The sequence below is a fragment of the Aeromonas sp. OTU364 genome, from assembly GCF_038440395.1.
Taxonomy (GTDB): Bacteria; Pseudomonadota; Gammaproteobacteria; order Enterobacterales; family Aeromonadaceae; genus Aeromonas.
Genome location: NZ_JASATR010000003.1, coordinates 54,492 through 70,975, shown reverse-complemented (window position 1 = coordinate 70,975; position 16,484 = coordinate 54,492). Strand labels below are relative to the sequence as shown.

Genomic DNA, 16,484 nt, shown 5'->3' with positions numbered 1-16,484 from the left:
TGCGGGGTGTTTGTTGTTTATCACGGGGAAGAGTCAGGCTTGCGCATCCGGCTGATTGGCGGGGGCCGCCTTGATAAAGGCCTGCAACTGCTCGCAGTTGGCGACGATGCGCGCGATGGTGGGGTAGTCATCCAGCGTCATGTTGAAGCGGCGGGCGTTATAGACCTGGGGCACCAGCATGCAGTCCGCCAGGGTCACCTCGTTGCCCACGCAATAGACGCCGGCGGTGGTCATCAACAACTGCTCCAGGGCGGTGAAGGTCTCGTCAATCCAGTGGCGATACCAGGCATCGCGCGCCGTCTTGCCCTGCCCCAGCTCCTGCTCCAGGTAGTTCAGCACCCTCAGGTTGTTGAGGGGGTGAGTGTCGCAGGCGATCATGTTGACTATCTGGCGCACCCTGGCCCGCTCCTCGGGAGCGGAGGGCATCAGGGGGTAGGCCGGATAGGTCTCGTCGAGGTACTCCATGATGGCCACCGACTGACCCAGCTGCACATCCCCGTCGATGAGAAAAGGCACAAGCCCCTGGGGATTGACCCGGCGATAGGCCTTCTCTTTCTGCTCACCCTGTCTCAGATTGACCGGGTGCTGCTCATAACCAAGTCCCTTGAGTTGCAGCACCAGACGTACGCGAAAGCTGGCCGATGAACGCCAATATCCAAACAACTGCAGCATATTATGTCCCTATGGTGGCAGGTGTGCGCCACCTGCCCTGTCGCCTGGCCGACCTTGGCCGGCCCAAGCCTTGCTAGCTCGTCTGACTGGCGCCCCCTTGCGTGACCCGTTGCAAAATGGTGCCAAACAGACTCATCCCGTTGCGATCCTGCATCGCGATGGACACTGTATCACCAAAGCGAAGAAAGGGTGTAGTGGCTTGACCTGACTCGATAATTTCCAGCATCCGCCGCTCGGCGAGGCAGGAGGATCCCCGGCTTCTGTCGTAGTTGGAGACGGTGCCCGAGCCTATGATGCAGCCAGCGCCAAGGGGTCTGGTCCTGGCCGCGTGGGCGATCAGCTCGAAGAAGTTGAAGGTCATGTCCAGCCCTGCATCCGGCTCCCCGAACAGGGCGCCGTTGAGCTGGGTCACCAGGGGCAGATGCACCTTGCCCTGCCGCCAGTCGCCGCCGAGCTCGTCCGGGGTGATGGCCACCGGCGAGAAGCTGCTGGAGGGTTTGGACTGGAAGAAGCCAAAGCCCTTGGCGAGTTCCCCGGGAATGAGGTTGCGCAGACTCACATCGTTGACCAGCATCAGCAGCTTGACGTGCTCCTCGGCCTTCTGCGCGCAGGTGCCCATGGGCACGTCGTCGGTGATGACGGCCACCTCAGATTCAAAGTCGATGCCCCACTCCTCCGACCCCATGACGATGGGGCCGCGGGGGGCGAGGAAGCTGTCGGAGCCCCCCTGGTACATCAGGGGATCGTGCCAGAAACTCTCGGGCATCTCGGCGCCGCGCGCCTTGCGCACCAGCTCCACGTGGTTGACGTAGGCGCTGCCGTCGGCCCACTGGTAGGCGCGGGGCAGCGGGGAGAGACAGGCCGTCTCATCGAAGGGGAAGGCATCGGGGCAGGCGCCGTCGTTGAGGGCCTGATAGACGGCGGTCAGCCGGGGGGCGAGATCGCTCCACTCGTCCAGCGCCCCTTGCAGGGTGGGGGCTATGTCGGCCACGGCCACCGCCCGGGTCAGATCCCGGCTGACCACCACTAGGGCGCCATCGCGCTTGCCATTGTTCAAGGTTGCCAATTTCATATCGAATTCCTTATTTGCCGGGGGTGCCGTCTGGCCGCTGCCAGCTGGACACATAGTGGGGATTCTCTATCCCCTCGCAGATCTGGCCGACTCCCAGGGCATCCCGGGTGTCGAGCATCACGGCCACCTCGTCGGTGAAGGTCTTGGCGTGGGCCTGCCCCGCCGCAAAGGCCTTGGGATGGGGACCGTGAGTGAAGCCGGCGGGGTGGAAGGTGACCATGCCCCGCTCTATGTTGTCCCGGCTGAAGAAGTCCCCGGCGTGGTAGAAGAGCACCTCGTCAAAATCGTCGTTGCTGTGATAGAAGGGCACCCGCAAGGCCCCGGGATCGCTCTCTATGGGGCGCGGCACGAAGGTGCAGATGACGAAGCGGCTCGCCACGAAGGTGGAGTGGGCCGAGGGCGGCAGATGGTAGCGGTGGCTCATCAGGGGGCGGATGTCCCGCCAGTTGAGGCGCACCACGCACAAGTCCCCGTGCCAGCCCTGGGCATCCAGAGGGTTGAAGGGCCAGGTGATGACAGAGACCTGATCGTGGCGCTTGACCTGCAGCGACCAGGGATCCTCGTCCTGCTGGGCCAGGAAGCGCTCGTTGATGGCGGGCACGTCAAGGGCCGCCGGATCGAAGATGGCGTGGTTGCCCACCAGCCCCTTGTCCGGCAGCTGATAGCTGTCCTCGGTCGCCTCTATCATCAGGATGAAGAGGGGCGCCGTGGGCTCGATGCGCCACATGGTGCCACGGGGGATCACCACATAGTCGCCATCCCGCAAGGTCAGGTGGCCGTAGTCGCAGTAGAACTCCCCGCCCCCCTCATGGATGAACAAGAGCTCGTCGCCGTCGGCGTTGCGCACCAGAAACGGCATTGTCTCGGTCAGGCGCCACATCCGGTAGCGGCAGTGGGCATTGTGCAGAATATCCGGCATCACCCAGGGGGAGAGGGAACTCACCTCCTCCTGCAGCTCATTCAAGTCGAACGCCCGCGGCCGCAGCGGCCCCTCCCAGTGGCTCCAGTCGGTGGGGGCATGCTTGTGGTGCATGTGGGTGGCGGGGCCGAAGAAGCCGGAGCGCCCGAGCTCGCGCTCGTAGATGGCGTGCTCGGGCAGGTCGGCGTGGGCCTGGCGGGAGTGGGTCCCCTCCCGGTGGGGGAAACTTATCCAGTTACGCATGGCTGTGTGCCTCCCATGACATAGATACCGGCGGGCGATCGCCCATATGGTTACGCATCGCTCGGCTCTCCCTTTCTCTCGCCCTGCTCGGCCCCGCTCAGCACCCCACGACGGATCTGATCCAGTTCAATGGATTCGAACAGTGCCTGGAAGTTGCCCTCGCCGAACCCCTCGTTGCCCTTGCGCTGGATGATCTCGAAGAACACCGGGCCTATGACGGTGTCGGTGAAGATCTGCAGCAGGATCCCATCTTTCGTCGGCGAGCCGTCGATCAGGATGCGCAGTGCCTTGAGCGCCTCCAGATCCTCCTGATGCCCCTCCACCCGGCTGTTCACCTTCTCGTAGTAGGTGTCCGGAGTCGGCATAAAGCCGGTGCCGCGACCACGCAGGGTGCGGATGGTCTGGTAGATGTCGCTTGAAGCGAGGGCTATGTGCTGTATCCCCTCCCCCTTGTACTGGCGCAGGTACTCCTCTATCTGGGACTTGTCGTCGGAGGACTCGTTGATGGGGATGCGAATTTTGCCGCAGGGGGCCGTCATGGCGCGGGAATGCAGGCCGGTCAGCTTGCCTTCGATGTCGAAGTAGCGAATTTCCCGGAAGTTGCCGATCCGCTCGTAGAAGTTGGACCAGACGTCCATGTTGCCGCGATGGACGTTGTGGGTCAGGTGATCGATCTCGTAGAGCCCCGCATCCACCTCGGCCATGCGCGCCTGCCAGTCGGGGTAGAAGACGAAGTCCACGTCGTAGATGGAGCCCTGCTCGCCGTAGCGGTCGACAAAGGAGAGGGTGCTCTCGCCGATGCCGTAGATGGCGGGGATGTTGAGCTCCATGGGCCCTATCTTGCCGACGAAGGGCTTGGCCCCCTTGGCGATGGCGTACTGCTGGGCACGGCCCGCATCCGCCACCCGAAATGCCATGCCGCAGACGCTGGGCCCGTGCAGGCTGGCGAACTGCTCCGCCTGGGAGTGAGGCTCGGCGTTGACCACGAAATTGATGTCCCCCTGGCGGTAGAGCCAGCACTGCTTGTGCTTGTGCCTGGCCACCTCGGCAAAACCCAGGGAGACGAACAGCGCCTTGAGGGCGGCAATGCCCTTGAGATCCGGGGCCGTGTACTCGACGAATTCGAATCCATCGGTGCCGAGGGGATTGATGGTGCGAGAAGGGGAAGAAGAGGTCGTCATGATGCGCTCCTTGCGATGGACTGATAACGAAACGGGTCACGCCGGGAAGGCTCGACAGGCAGCCCGGACGGCGTTGTTAACAACTTGTTTCATTAGAGGCAGGGGCGGAGCAGAAGAGAAGAGGCGGGTTTCAGATAGTTTGGCGAGGGTCAGCGCCAAAAGATGTAAATAGATTGTGACATTGCAGTCTGGGCCTTGCAGACAGCCCCACGGCGCACCGCCGGGCTGTCAGCTTTGCCTTACAGCCGCCAGTTTTTCACCTCGAGATGGGGCAGGCTGACCCTGGCCTGTTGCAGCCGGCGGACGTCGGGGTTGATGAGCCAGGCCTGCTGCCCCAGCGCCAGCAGCGGCAAGTCGTGCAGGCTGTCACTCAAGGCCAGCGTCACCCTGAGGGCGCGGATCTCGGGCAGGATCTTGTGCCGGCCGTGGCAATAAAAACGCGGCACCAGGCCGCCAAGGCAATAGCCCATCCGCGAGCCTGTGATGCGATGGGGAAGCCTTGGCAGCTGTCGATGGAGCTGGGCTCGGACCAGGGCCCGGGGGCTGGCGGAGATGACCCAGCAGCGCGCCCTTTCGGCCATCAGCAGGGAGCGGGCCTCCCGAAACAGCCCGGGCCGGGTGTGGCAATAGGCCCGCACCAGCTGGCGCCAGCCCGGCGGCGAGAGCCCCAGGGTGATGGCCCACCAGATAAGCGAGATCCCCTGACGCCGCAGGCTGGGCACCAGATACACCAGGCCACCCAGTGCGATCACCGGCAGCAGCAGCAGTGGCCAGCGGCGCCGGCGCAGGATGAAGCGCAGCAGGCCGGCGTGACTGTCCCCGGGCGCCAGGGTGTCGTCAAAGTCGGCCAAGATCCAGCCCGAGCCGGGCGCCGCGCGGGAGCGGGTCATTCGCCCAATCCCGCGATGGCGGTGTGCAGCTCGGGCAGGAGGAACAGCGCCCCCTCATCCGGCGGGCAGACGAGGTCGAACTCCTCCCCTGCCAGGGTAAACTGCAGGCGCCAGGCGTGCAGATAGCCGCGATCGGCGGCCGTGCCACCGTAGCGCTCGTCCCCGAGGATGGGGGCCCCCACGCTTTTCAAGGCAACCCGGATCTGGTGGGTCTTGCCGGTCCGGGGCTTGATGCGATAGAGCCGCAGCCCCTCCCGCACCGAGACAGAATCGAACCAGCTGATGGCAGGGTTATCCTGGGTGCGGGCCAGCATCCAGCTGCCGCCACGCCCTTTCTCCATGTCCCCCTTGATCCACCCCTGCTTCTTCTTCGGCTTGCGATCGGAGAGGGCCAGATACTGCTTGCCCACCTCCCGGGCGGCGAAGGCCATGCTGAGTGCGCGGTTCGCCTCCGGGGTGCGGGCCAGCAGCACCAGTCCCGAGGTCATCTTGTCGAGGCGATGGACCGGATAGAGTTCGAGGCCGGTATCCATCTTGACCCGATTGACGAGCCCGGGCTCACCGCCCTCGTCGTGCATGCCAAGGCCAGGGCCCTTGTTGATCACCATGAAATCTTTGTGCTGCAACTGTATCCGGTACATCTATAACCCTTTAGAATGTGATTTGTTAACAAGTTGAATGCGGGCCTGCTGGCCATCCCATGGACCCTCAGCACAAGAATCGCACGGATGAAGAGATACTTGTTTTGGCTGCTACTGCTTGGCGCCAGTTACGCTTCCCCTGTCCTGGCAAGTGACCGTCCCCACGAGCCTCCGGATCGGGTCGTCTTGCAGTTGCGCTGGCTGCATCAACCCCAGTTCGTGGGCTATCACATGGCCAAGGCGAAGGGGTACTATGCCGATGCCGGGCTGGATGTCGAGATAAGGCCAGGCGGCAAGGGGATAAGCCCGGTCCAGGAAGTGCTCAGCGGGCGCGCCGACTTTGGCGTCGGCAACACAGAGGTGCTCACCAGCTACGCCAATGGCGAACCCCTGCTGGCCCTCGCCAGCGTCTATCAGCACTCCCCCTCCATCTTTCTGGCCCGTCGCGACAGCGGCATTCTCACCGTTGCGGACATGCGTGGCAAACGGATCATGATGTTCCCCGGCCATCAGGATGCCGAACTGCTCGCCACCCTCTACTATCAGGGGCTGCACGAACGCCAGCTCATCCCTGTGCCCACCTCGGTCAACATAGACGATCTGATCGCGGGCAAGATCGACATCTTCAACGCCTATCTCAGCAACGAGCCCTTCTATCTGGAGGAGCGCGGCATCTCGGTCTCCGTCATCAATCCGCGCAACTACGGCATCGATTTTTACAGCGACATCCTGTTCACCACCCAGAACGAGGAGAGCGTCAACCCGGAGCGGGTGGCAAAGTTCAGGGCCGCCAGCCTCAAGGGGTGGCGCTATGCCCTCGCCCATCCGGCGGAGGCCATCGACCTGCTGCGCAAGGAGTATGACGTCAACCGCAGTCAGGCCCACATGGAGTACGAGCTGCAGATGAGCAAGGAGATGATACAGCCACTCTATGTGGAGATCGGGTATATGAATCCGGATCGCTTCGCCCACATCATGCAGCAGCTGGTCGAGATAGGCCTGGTTCCGAGGGCCGTGCCGCTGACCCGCTTGCTCTATCAGGCCCCCTCCGCGCAGTGGATCTTCTGGCGCCCCTGGTTCTTGCTGAGCCTGGGGGTCGGTGCCCTCATCCTGCTGCTCTCCCTCTATCTGCTTGTCAGCAACAAGCGGCTCAATCGGGAGGTGACCCTGCGCAAGTTGCGCGAGCAGGAGATACTGCAGCTGGCCCGTCTCGATCCCCTCACCGGCCTGCCCAATCGCCTGAGCCTGATGGAGCAGCTGAAGGAGCAAGTTCAACTCGAGGATCCCGGCTGCCTGCTGTTTTGCGATCTCGATGACTTCAAGCGCATCAATGACAACTTCGGCCACAGCCAGGGGGATGCCATCCTCTGCCAACTGGCCAACCGGCTCCATGACGCCATCGGCCACCAGTGCTATTTTGCCCGGCTGGCGGGGGATGAATTCATCCTGCTGCTGCCCGGCTACAGCAGCGCCCAGGCGCAGGATGTGGCCGAGGTGATCCGGCACGCCATGCAGGCCCCCTTCGTGGTCAATGGCCAGGCCATGCAGGTGGGGATTAGCATAGGGGTCAGCCACTACCAGCGGGGCTGGAGCCCGGAGCAGTGGCTGATCCAGGCGGACAGGGCCATGTATTGCGACAAGAGCGGCGGCTTCATTGCGCTGGCGGAGCAGACGAGCTGACGGCGGCCTAACCCACTCCGCCGCAGCGCCCATGCAAGAAGGCCACCCTAAGGTGGCCTTTTGTCATCCTGTGCCTACTCGAGGCAGCCGTCAGCCGAAGGTCTGCCCCAGGGACTTGAGCTGGCGCGCCTTGGTGAGCAGGATGTCGCTCGAGGCATCCATGTCGTGCATCTTGTTGCTGTTGGCGTGGGAGTGCTGGGAGATGACGTTGACGTTTCGGCTGATGTCCTCCACCACCGCCTGCTGCTCCTCCGCCGCCGCCGAGATCTGGGTCGACAGATCCACCACCCGCTCTATCTCGGCCAGCACCTGGTGCAGGCTCTGTGAACCCTGCCGGGTCAGGGTCACGCAGGACTGGGTCTGCTCCAGGTTCTGCTGCATCATCCCCTTCCAGCCATTCAGGGTGCGCTGGATCTGCCCTATGCTGCCCTGGATCTGCTCGGTCGCCTTGTGGGTCCGGGTTGAGAGGGTGCGCACCTCGTCCGCCACCACGGCGAAGCCGCGCCCCTGCTCTCCCGCCCGGGCCGCCTCTATGGCGGCGTTGAGGGCCAGCAGATTGGTCTGATCCGCTATCCCCTGGATCTCGCTCATCAGGATCCCGATGCGGTCCGACTCCTCCGCCAGCGCCACCGCCGCCGTGAAGGCATGCTCGGCCTGGGTGGCCAGCTCGGTGACCCTGTGCTGGGTATCCTCCAGCTGCTGGTCGGTATGCTGGCAATGCACCTTGGCCTGGGCAATCTGGTTGTCCGTCTCCTGGATGTTGCGGGCTATCTCGTGGGCCGTCGCCGCCATCTCTGTGATGGCGGTCGCCACCTGCTGGGTCTGGATGTCCTGCTCGGCGATGTCGGCGCTCGCCTCGCTGGAGGCGGTCTTGAGATGGACCGCCAGATCCTGCAGGGAGAGGGTGGCGTCGTCCACCCGCCCGAGCACGGTGCGGATCCTGGCCTGCAGCAGCTTGATGTGGAAGTCGGCGATGGCGCTGGGTTCATCCCCCGAGTAGATGAGCCGGGTCAGGCTGTCGTACTCTTCGGCCAGCTGGCTCAGGTAACGGGGGGTGGTGATGAGGGTATGGCGATAGAGGAGGCCGAGCCACAAGAGCGGCAGCAGCATGAACAGGGCCCCCAGGGGCCCCGTCAGATAGGCGCCCGCCGCCAGCATCAGCAGCAGCCCGGCGATGGCCACCCCGTGGCGCACGGGGCGCAGACGCAGGCCCCCCTTGCGCTCCCCCCGCTCCACCGCCTTCAGCCTGGCGTAGGTGCGGGCGGCGACGGCCTTCATCCCGGGCTCGGCGCGGCTGCGCACTGACTGGTAGCCGCTTATCCGCCCCTGCTCGAAGATGGGGGTGACATAGGCATCCACCCAGTAGTAGCGACCATCCTTGCAGCGGTTCTTCACCATGCCGCGCCAGGGCTTGCCCTGCTTCAGCTTGCCCCAGAGATCGGCGAAGGCCGCCTTGGGCATGTCAGGATGGCGCACCATGTTGTGGTGCTGGCCTATCATCTCTGCCCTGCTGTATCCCGCCACCCGGCAGAAGTGGTCATTGGCATAAGTAATGACCCCCTGAAGATCCGTGGTGGAGACCAACTGTTCACTGGACGGAAAATCCACCTCTTCATCAACGAGATGAATCTGGGTTCTGTTCATGGCGCACGCCTCTTGTTTGATAACTCAGTTAGCGTAGTCAAGCCATGGCAGCCAGGCCAACGCGGCCCCTCAGGCAGTGGGGATGACTGAGAGACCGTCCTCTGGATCCATGATGGCGCCCTCAGTTTTCCGCCGCCGGACGGCATTCACGTTCCCGGATCAGCTTCTTGTTCACCTTGCCGACACTGGTCCTGGGGATCTCCTGCACTATGTGGATCTGGCGCGGAATGGCCCAGCGATTGATGCGACCGCTGTCGACGAACCCCTGCAGGTGGGCCTTGATGGCCTGTGCATCCAGATGCGACCCCTCCTTGCCGACCACCAGGGCCAGGGGCCGCTCCCCCCACTGCTCGTCCGGCACCCCTATCACGGCCACCGCATGAACGTCGGCGTGGGCGCTGATGAGGCTCTCCAGCGCCAGCGAGCTTATCCACTCGCCCCCTGTCTTGATCACATCCTTGATGCGATCCCTGATCTCCACAGTGCCGTCCGGGGTGATGGAGGCCATGTCCCCCGTGTGCAGCCAGCCCCCCTCCCAGAGCTCGGCCCCCTTGCCCGGCTCTTTCAGGTAGCCCTGGGCCAGCCAGGGAGCACGCACCACTATCTCTCCCATGGTCTGGCCATCATGGGCCAGCGCCCGGCCCTGCTCGTCGATGATGCGCAAGTCCACCAGGCCGATGGGCTTGCCGGTGCGGATCCGCAGCGGCAGTTGCTGGGCCATGGGCAGCGCCAGCTCCTCGGGAGCGAGGTGCACCACGCACAACAGCGGGCAGGTCTCCGACATGCCGTAACCGGCGTGCACCAGTATCCCCTGTCGGTGGGCCTGGGTCGCCAGCCCGAGCGGCAGCGCACTGCCCCCCAGCAGCATCTTCCAGCCCGCAAGGGAGGTCTTTGCTGCCTCCTCGCAGTCGAGGATCATCTGCAAGATGGTCGGCACGCAGTGGGAGAAGCTCACCCCCTCGTCGCGGTAGAGCCGCACCAGCTTGTCCGGCTCGTAGCGCCCCGGATAGACCTGCTTCACCCCCAGCATGGTCGCCACATAGGGGACGCCCCAGGCATGGACGTGGAACATGGGGGTGATGGGCATGTAGACATCGTCTGAGCAGAGCAGCGACTGGCCCGCATGGGCCGCCAGGGTGCCCAGTTCGTTGAGGGTATGCAGCACCAGCTGGCGGTGGCTGAAATAGACCCCCTTGGGATCCCCTGTGGTGCCCGTGGTGTAGAACAGGGTCGCCACCGAATGCTCGTCAAAGTCGGGAAAATCGAAGTGACTCTGCGCCCCGGCCAAAAGCGTCTCGTACTCCCCGAGCAGGGGCAGTGCGGTAGACGGCAGCTCCCCATCGGTCAGCCGGATATAGCCGCGCACCGTGGGCAACCTCTCCTGGATGCTCTCCATCATGGGCAGGAAGTCGTCATGAACCAGCACCAGATGATCCTCGGCGTGGTGCATGGTGAAGGCGATCTGCTCCGGCGAGAGGCGCACGTTCACCGTGTGCAGCACGGCGCCTATCATGGGCACGGCGAAGAAGCATTCGAGGGAGCGGTGGCTGTCCCAGTCCAGCAGGGCGACCGTGTCCCCCGGCCCTATGCCCGAGGCCGTCAGCAGGTTGGCGAGCCGGTGGATGCGCTGGTTGAGGGTGCGATAGTCATAGCGCAGCCGATCTGCATAGACTATCTCCCGGCCCGGGTGCTGACGCACCCCGGATAACAGCAGGCTCTTGATCAGCAAGGGATAGGCATGGGCTCCCTGGGCTGGCGGTATGATCCTTGTCTTCACCATACGGACTCCTTCCGATTCGTGTCTGGGCGCAGGGGAGCCTCTCTCCCCTCGCCATCTGGGTTAGCGGGCATCGAGACGCCGCAGCAAGGCCTCGGCATGGGGCCAGGGGCCAAATCCGCTCGCCGGGTTGAGGTGTCCCACGGTCCCGGCATCCACCAGCTCGCTCCCCCACTCCTGGGCCAGGGCCCGCACCGCCGCCGGGCTCGCCAGGGGATCGTTTTGGCTCATCACCACCAGGCTCGGGAACGGCATCTTCATGCGGGGCAGTGGGTGCCAGCCTCCGGCCTGCATGGCTTGTGGGCTCGGGTAATGGGATGGCCAGCTGGCGTCCAGATCCGGCGGCGTCACCAGCAGGGCGCCCCGGATGGAGTGACGATGCAGGGCCGCGCCCTGCTGCGCCACCCAGTGAGCCAGCATCAGCACCCCGGCGCTGTGGGCCACCAGGATCACCGGGCCCTGGATGCGCGCCAGCGCCTGCGCTATGGCCTCGACCCTGGCCTGGCAGCTCAGCTTGTCCGAGGTCAACGGTGGCACTGTCACCACCTTCTCAAGCCGCTCGGCGAGCAGGGTCTGCCAGTGATCCGCCACGTGCTCACGCAGGCCGGGCACCATCAGTACTGTGGCCTCGGGCTGAAATGTCTTCATCTCTCTTCCCCTGTTCAGGCGCTCCGGCGACGGCCGGACGACATCAGGACCACAGTAAGGTGCCAGCCCCCCGGCTGCTTTACCTTGGATGCCATGGAGTTGTCTTTATATGACAGGAGCCTGATGGTGTAAGCGCCACCGGGCTGCATAGAACCGGACTCGAAAGGTAATGAATTGGGCTGGCACGCAGGGTCATCACATGGCACCTGCGACTAATAGATCAGTTAATAAGCACTTTCCAACTTGTAAACGAAATGATAAAAACCAGTTAACAACAAGCAACCAGCAGATGAGCTGTCGCCATGGGAATTGCATCATGACCCTCCTTGCCAGAGCCGCCACCCTCACCAACTATCTCGATGTCGCCCGCCAGCTGGGCCTCAATACCCCCAACCTGCTGTCGCAGGCCGGCCTCAGCGCCTCCATTCTGGATGTGCCCAATCAGCGCATCCCCGTCGCCACCATAGTCAACCTGCTCGAGCTGTCCGCCCGCACCGGGAACTGCCAGAGCCTGGGTCTGCGCATGGCGGAGCATCGCCAGCTGTCGGACTTTGGCGAGGTCAGCCTGCTGCTGAGCTACCAGCCCAACCTGCGCGAGGCCTTGCAGGTCATAGTGCAGTACATACACCTGTTCAATAATGCCCTGGCCATCTTCATCGAGGAGGCGGGCAAGGCGGTGATCATTCGCGAGGAGATCATCACCGACGCCCCCATGCCGTCGCGCCAGGCCACCGAGCTCGCGGTCGGCGTCATGTATCGCTTCTGTGCGGCCCAGGTCGGGGTCGGCGCCAACTGGCATCCCATCAGCGTCAACTTCACCCATGATGCACCGGCGGATCTCTCCATCCACAAGCGGCTGTTCGGCTGCAAGCTGGAGTTTGGCAGCGAGTTCAACGGCATCGTCTGCCAGGCCGCCGATCTGGACATTCCGAACCCCCTGGCCAACCAGGCCATGGCCCGTCATGCCCGCCAGTACCTCGATACCCTGCTGGTGGAGACCCAGCAATCCCTGATGACGGACGTGCGCAAGGCCATCTACCTGCTGCTGCCCATGGGGCGCGCCACCATAGAGCAGATAGCCCGCACCCTGGGGATGAACGTGCGCACCCTGCAGCGCCATCTGGAGGAGAGCGGCGCCACCTTCAGCGAGCTGGTCAACGACGTTCGCCGGGATCTGGTGATGCGCTACCTGCAAAACTCCGGCTATTCGCTGGGCCACATCGCCGACATGCTGGGCTACTCCATGCCAAGCTCCTTCACCCGCTGGTTCAGCGCCCAGTTCGGCATGCCGCCGGCCACCTGGCGCTCCCGCCACAAGGGCCTGCCCAAGGTGGCCCAGCCCGCCCCCGCCGGCCTCGCCTACGGCTGAGGGCCGGCGCCATCCGCCAGACGCCAGACGAGAGAAGGGAGGCATAGCGCCTCCCTTCTCTTTTTCCTGTGTCACGGCGCTGGTTAGCTGACGTCGGCCCCCACCGGGGTCCGGCAGGGCTTGGCCCCCTCCCTGGCATCCCCCTCCTGCCGCACCTGGGCTGGCACCGCCTTGGTCCCGGAAAGCAGGAAGCAGGAGAGCGCCGGCACCCCTATCAGGGCCCCCAGCATGTTCCACAGGAACATGAAGGTGAGCAGTATGCCCATGTCGGCCTGGAACTTGATGGGGGACCAGACCCAGGCCACCACGCCAGCGGCCAGGGTGATGCCCACCAGCCCCACCACCCGGCCGGTGAAGGCCACGGCCTGACGATAGGCGTCCACCAGCGACATGCCCTGGCGCTGATGGTGCAGCTGCACGCTCAGCAGGTAGAGGGCGTAGTCCACCCCTATGCCGACCCCCAGCGCAATCACCGGCAGGGTCGCCACCTTGACGCCTATGCCCATGGCTACCATCAGCGCCTCGCACAGCACAGAGGTGAGCATCAGGGGCACCAGGGCCACCAGGGTCGCCCGCCAACTGCGGAAGGTGATGAGGCAGAACAGGGTCACCGCCAGGTAGACGTAGAGCAGCATGGTGCGGTTGGCCTCGTGCACCACCAGGTTGGTGGCCGCCTCTATGCCGGCACTGCCCGCCGCCAGCAGGAACTGGCGATCCGCCGTGCCGTTCTCCCGGGTAAACCGCTCGGCGATGGCCACCACGCCGCTCAGGGTCTCGGCCTTGTGATCCTTCAAGTACGCGATCACCGGCATCAGGGAGCAATCGGTGTTGAACAGCTCCGGGCTGTTGACCGAGGCCTGCTGGGCGGCATAGTTCAGCACGTTCTGGTTGCGCTGGATGCTGGCGAGCTTGGGGTTGCCCTCATAGGTGCCGGCGGTGATCTGGCGCACCGCATTGACCAGGGAGCTGGTGGCCTGCACGCCGGGATGCTGTTGCAGCTCCCACCCCAGGCGATCCGCCAGGATCAGGGTCCGGTAGTCGAGGCACCCCTCCGGCGCCGTCTTGATCATCACCGCAAAGAGATCGCTCGAGAGGGCGTAGTGGCCGGTGATGTAGGCGTTGTCCCTGTTGTAGCGCGAATCGGCGCGCAGCTCGGGGGCGCCGCTGTCCAGATCGCCAATCTTGAGGTGCAGGCTCACCAGGTAGCCGCCTATGCCCATCCCCAGGCCGAGGATCACCACCACTGTGGCCCACTTGCGCTCGGTGCAGCGATCCAGCAGTGTCCAGAGTCTGCCGAAGCCCTGGTTGGCGGCGGCGTGGGTGTCTATCCTGAGCGCCCGCTCGGCCGCCTTGCGGCCCACCCCCACATAGGAGAGGGCCACCGGCATCAGCAGCAAAGAGGTAAAGATGAGCACCGCCACCCCTATGCTGGCGGTGATGGCGAGATCCTGGATGACGGGGATGTCGATCAGCATCAGCACGGCGAAGCCCACCGCATCGGCCAGCAGCGCCGTGACCCCGGCGAGGAAGAGGCGGCGGAAGGTATAGCGCGCCGCTATCTGGCGGTGCGTGCCGCGGGCGATGTCCTGCATGATGCCGTTCATCTTCTGGGCCGCGTGGGAGACACCGATGGCGAAGATGAGGAAGGGCACCAGCACCGAGTAGGGGTCGATGGCGTACCCCAGCCAGGCGATGATGCCGAGCTGCCACACCACGGCGATCAGGGAGCAGCCCACCACCAGCAGGGTGCTGCGCACGCAGCGGGTGTAGAGGAAGATGATGGCCAGGGAGGTCGCCACCGCCAGGGCGAAGAAGAGGATCACCTGGATGAGGCCGTCGATGAGATCGCCGACCAGCTTGGCAAAGCCGATCACCCGGATCCTGTACTGCCCCGTCCCCTCCTCCCCCGCCTGGTGGGGCTTGCCGTCAAATTCAATCTGGCTGCGCAACTGCTCGAGGCGCCGGGAGAAGTCATGGTAATCGAGGGGCTTGCCGGTGACAGAGGCCTTGTCCAGCAGGGGCACTATCAGCATGCTGGACTTGAAGTCGCTCGCCACCAGGCTGCCGACTATGCCGGCGCGGTTGATGTTCTGGCGCAGCTGCTCGATGTCAGAGGCCGAGCCCTGATAGGCATCCGGCATCACGGGCCCGCCCTGGAAGCCCTCCTCGGTCACCTCGGTCCAGCGCACCGCCGGGCTCCAGAGGGACTTCATCCAGGCCCTGTCCACCCCTTCGGTCAGGAACAGCTGGTCATTGACCCGCTTGAGGACGCTCAAATAGTCGGGGTCGAAGATGTCCCCCCGGGTATTCTCCACCACCACCCGCACCGAGTTGCCGAGGCCGCGCAGGGAGTCCCGGTTCTCCAGGAAGTTTTTGATGTAGGGCTGGCTCTGGGGGATCATCTTCTCGAAGCTGGGCGCCAGCGCCAGGCGGGTCGCACCCATGTAACCAAACACCAGGGTCGCCAGCGTCATCACCAGCATGAAGAGCGCTCTGTGGTTGAACACCAGCCGCTCCAGCAGGTTGCCTGAGTGCCTGTCGAACGCGCTCAGCTCGCGGATCACCGGCATCGAATCTTGCTTCACATGGCCCATGTCTGGATCCTCGTTATCGTTATTGGGCCGTCATCCGGTGACGGCCTGCGTTGAGACAGCTTATTTGACCGCCGCCAGGGTACGCACCCCGCGGCTGCCCACCAGCACCAGGGCGCCATCGACGGTCAGGGCGGCGCCCGCCACCGGCGATGGCTCGGCCAGGGGGGCCAGGGTCAACGGCTCGTTGCCCCGTTGCCGCAGCATATGGCCGGCCTGGGTGAACAGGCGGAACTGGCCATCGGCCCCCTGCATCGCGGCGCTGATGCTGATGGGCAGCGGGCTCACGAGCCGGGTCCAGTTTTCGCCCCCATCCGTGCTGCGATAGGCATGGCCCCGCAGGCCATAGACGATCACCTCATCCGAGCGGCCGATCAGGCCGAAGAAGCTGCCGTCATAGGGGCTGGGCAGTGAGACGAAGCGCTGTCTCTGCGCTTCCCATTTGCGCAGCAGCCCCTGCTCGCCCACCAGATAGAGAACGTCACCGGCGGGAGCGATGGCATTGAGATGGAGCCCGTCCGGGTTGTCGGTGCGATCCTGCATGGGCGTCCAGTGCAGGCCGCCATCCTGGGTGCGCAGTATCAGGTTGAAGACCCCGACCACGTAGCCGACTTTGTCGTCCTCAAACCAGACGTCGAGCAGGGGTTTGTCGGCCCCCTCCTCCACCAGCCGCTGCCCCTCCGCCACCCATTGCGGCCAGGACTCGTTGCCTGGCTCGGCACGGGCCAGGGCCGAGTAATGGCGCAGGACCAGCTCCCCTATCTGGCGACCATCCAGCTGTTTCTGCCAGCTGGCACCACCGTCCTGGCTGTGCAGCACCACCCCGTCCCCCCCCACGGCCCAGCCCTGCTCGGGAGTGGGGAAGGTGACGGCATTCAGATCCGAGCTCACCGGCACCCTGGCCTGCTGCCAGCGCCGCCCCTCGTCGTCCGAGTAGAGGATGTGCCCCCGCTGCCCCACCGCCACCAGCCGCGACCCGGCTCGGGCCAGATCCAGCAGGGGGCTGTATCGGGCCAGGGCGCTCGCCCTGGCCGGCAGATCCAGCACGTCCCTGTATTCGGGCCCCTGCGCAGCCTGCGCCTCCACCCCCTGCGCGAGTCCCGGCAGCAACAGGGCGCAGCACAGCCAGGGCGCCAACTTGTTGAATGAACCCATAC

Annotated in this window: 13 protein-coding genes; 2 read left to right on the top strand and 11 right to left on the bottom strand. The window is 64.6% G+C overall.

Translation table 11 applies throughout. The annotated features are described in order from the left end of the window. Window positions 1–33: 33 nt before the first annotated feature. The 6 genes from maiA to AAHB08_RS04735 form a co-directional block, all read right to left on the bottom strand. Window positions 34–672, bottom strand: coding sequence for a maleylacetoacetate isomerase (gene maiA / locus AAHB08_RS04760; protein WP_202045994.1), 639 nt, complete (start codon window positions 670–672; stop codon window positions 34–36). 73 nt (window positions 673–745) lie between these two features. Next, window positions 746–1,744, bottom strand: coding sequence for a fumarylacetoacetate hydrolase family protein (locus AAHB08_RS04755; RefSeq protein ID WP_342058274.1), 999 nt, complete (start codon window positions 1,742–1,744; stop codon window positions 746–748). A gap of 10 nt (window positions 1,745–1,754) precedes the next feature. Continuing rightward, entirely contained in the window at window positions 1,755–2,906 is a 1,152-nt protein-coding gene (locus AAHB08_RS04750; RefSeq protein ID WP_342058273.1) for a homogentisate 1,2-dioxygenase, read from the bottom strand. Window positions 2,907–2,956: 50 nt separating this feature from the next. After that, a complete protein-coding gene (gene hppD / locus AAHB08_RS04745) occupies window positions 2,957–4,090 on the bottom strand; it encodes a 4-hydroxyphenylpyruvate dioxygenase (RefSeq protein WP_446699511.1) in 1,134 nt (377 codons plus the stop codon). Between the two features lie 236 nt (window positions 4,091–4,326). After that, window positions 4,327–4,977: an HAD family hydrolase gene (locus AAHB08_RS04740; RefSeq protein ID WP_342058271.1), complete on the bottom strand. Its 651-nt coding sequence runs from the start codon at window positions 4,975–4,977 to the stop codon at window positions 4,327–4,329. Beyond that, complete coding sequence (locus tag AAHB08_RS04735) at window positions 4,974–5,618, bottom strand: TIGR01621 family pseudouridine synthase (protein ID WP_342058270.1); 645 nt, start codon at window positions 5,616–5,618, stop codon at window positions 4,974–4,976. The genes AAHB08_RS04740 and AAHB08_RS04735 overlap by 4 nt, the downstream gene beginning before the upstream one ends. An 87-nt stretch (window positions 5,619–5,705) precedes the next feature. Between AAHB08_RS04735 and AAHB08_RS04730 the strand changes: the two genes are divergently transcribed. Further along, window positions 5,706–7,298 (top strand): ABC transporter substrate-binding protein, encoded by a 1,593-nt coding sequence (locus AAHB08_RS04730; RefSeq protein WP_342058269.1) that lies wholly within the window; start codon window positions 5,706–5,708, stop codon window positions 7,296–7,298. 90 nt (window positions 7,299–7,388) lie between these two features. Here AAHB08_RS04730 and AAHB08_RS04725 read toward each other — a convergent pair whose 3' ends face one another. The 3 genes from AAHB08_RS04725 to AAHB08_RS04715 form a co-directional block, all read right to left on the bottom strand. Next, window positions 7,389–8,942, bottom strand: a complete 1,554-nt coding sequence (locus AAHB08_RS04725) for a methyl-accepting chemotaxis protein (protein ID WP_342058268.1) — start codon at window positions 8,940–8,942, stop codon at window positions 7,389–7,391. A gap of 121 nt (window positions 8,943–9,063) precedes the next feature. After that, window positions 9,064–10,722: a fatty acid--CoA ligase gene (locus tag AAHB08_RS04720; RefSeq protein WP_342058267.1), complete on the bottom strand. Its 1,659-nt coding sequence runs from the start codon at window positions 10,720–10,722 to the stop codon at window positions 9,064–9,066. Between the two features lie 60 nt (window positions 10,723–10,782). Continuing rightward, window positions 10,783–11,367, bottom strand: coding sequence for an RBBP9/YdeN family alpha/beta hydrolase (locus AAHB08_RS04715; RefSeq protein ID WP_342058266.1), 585 nt, complete (start codon window positions 11,365–11,367; stop codon window positions 10,783–10,785). A gap of 316 nt (window positions 11,368–11,683) precedes the next feature. On the opposite strand from AAHB08_RS04715, the gene AAHB08_RS04710 reads away from it, so the two are divergent. Then, entirely contained in the window at window positions 11,684–12,736 is a 1,053-nt protein-coding gene (locus AAHB08_RS04710) for an AraC family transcriptional regulator (protein ID WP_342058265.1), read from the top strand. An 83-nt stretch (window positions 12,737–12,819) separates the two neighbouring features. Here the strand turns inward: AAHB08_RS04710 and AAHB08_RS04705 are convergent, their stop codons facing one another. Together AAHB08_RS04705 and AAHB08_RS04700 are read right to left on the bottom strand one after the other, a co-directional pair. Beyond that, window positions 12,820–15,330, bottom strand: a complete 2,511-nt coding sequence (locus tag AAHB08_RS04705) for an efflux RND transporter permease subunit (protein WP_342058264.1) — start codon at window positions 15,328–15,330, stop codon at window positions 12,820–12,822. A gap of 60 nt (window positions 15,331–15,390) precedes the next feature. Further along, on the bottom strand, window positions 15,391–16,482 hold the full coding sequence (locus AAHB08_RS04700; protein WP_342058263.1) for a WD40/YVTN/BNR-like repeat-containing protein: 1,092 nt from the start codon (window positions 16,480–16,482) through the stop codon (window positions 15,391–15,393). Window positions 16,483–16,484 lie beyond the last annotated feature (2 nt).

Coding starts and splice junctions, on each gene's coding strand:
- AAHB08_RS04730 (WP_342058269.1), top strand. CDS start 5,706: ATGAAGAGATACTTGTTTTGGCTGCTACTGCTTGGCGCCAGTTACGCT.
- AAHB08_RS04740 (WP_342058271.1), bottom strand. CDS start 4,977: ATGACCCGCTCCCGCGCGGCGCCCGGCTCGGGCTGGATCTTGGCCGAC.
- AAHB08_RS04720 (WP_342058267.1), bottom strand. CDS start 10,722: ATGGTGAAGACAAGGATCATACCGCCAGCCCAGGGAGCCCATGCCTAT.
- AAHB08_RS04735 (WP_342058270.1), bottom strand. CDS start 5,618: ATGTACCGGATACAGTTGCAGCACAAAGATTTCATGGTGATCAACAAG.
- AAHB08_RS04705 (WP_342058264.1), bottom strand. CDS start 15,330: ATGGGCCATGTGAAGCAAGATTCGATGCCGGTGATCCGCGAGCTGAGC.
- AAHB08_RS04710 (WP_342058265.1), top strand. CDS start 11,684: ATGACCCTCCTTGCCAGAGCCGCCACCCTCACCAACTATCTCGATGTC.
- maiA (WP_202045994.1), bottom strand. CDS start 672: ATGCTGCAGTTGTTTGGATATTGGCGTTCATCGGCCAGCTTTCGCGTA.
- AAHB08_RS04725 (WP_342058268.1), bottom strand. CDS start 8,942: ATGAACAGAACCCAGATTCATCTCGTTGATGAAGAGGTGGATTTTCCG.
- AAHB08_RS04715 (WP_342058266.1), bottom strand. CDS start 11,367: ATGAAGACATTTCAGCCCGAGGCCACAGTACTGATGGTGCCCGGCCTG.
- AAHB08_RS04755 (WP_342058274.1), bottom strand. CDS start 1,744: ATGAAATTGGCAACCTTGAACAATGGCAAGCGCGATGGCGCCCTAGTG.
- AAHB08_RS04750 (WP_342058273.1), bottom strand. CDS start 2,906: ATGCGTAACTGGATAAGTTTCCCCCACCGGGAGGGGACCCACTCCCGC.
- AAHB08_RS04700 (WP_342058263.1), bottom strand. CDS start 16,482: ATGGGTTCATTCAACAAGTTGGCGCCCTGGCTGTGCTGCGCCCTGTTG.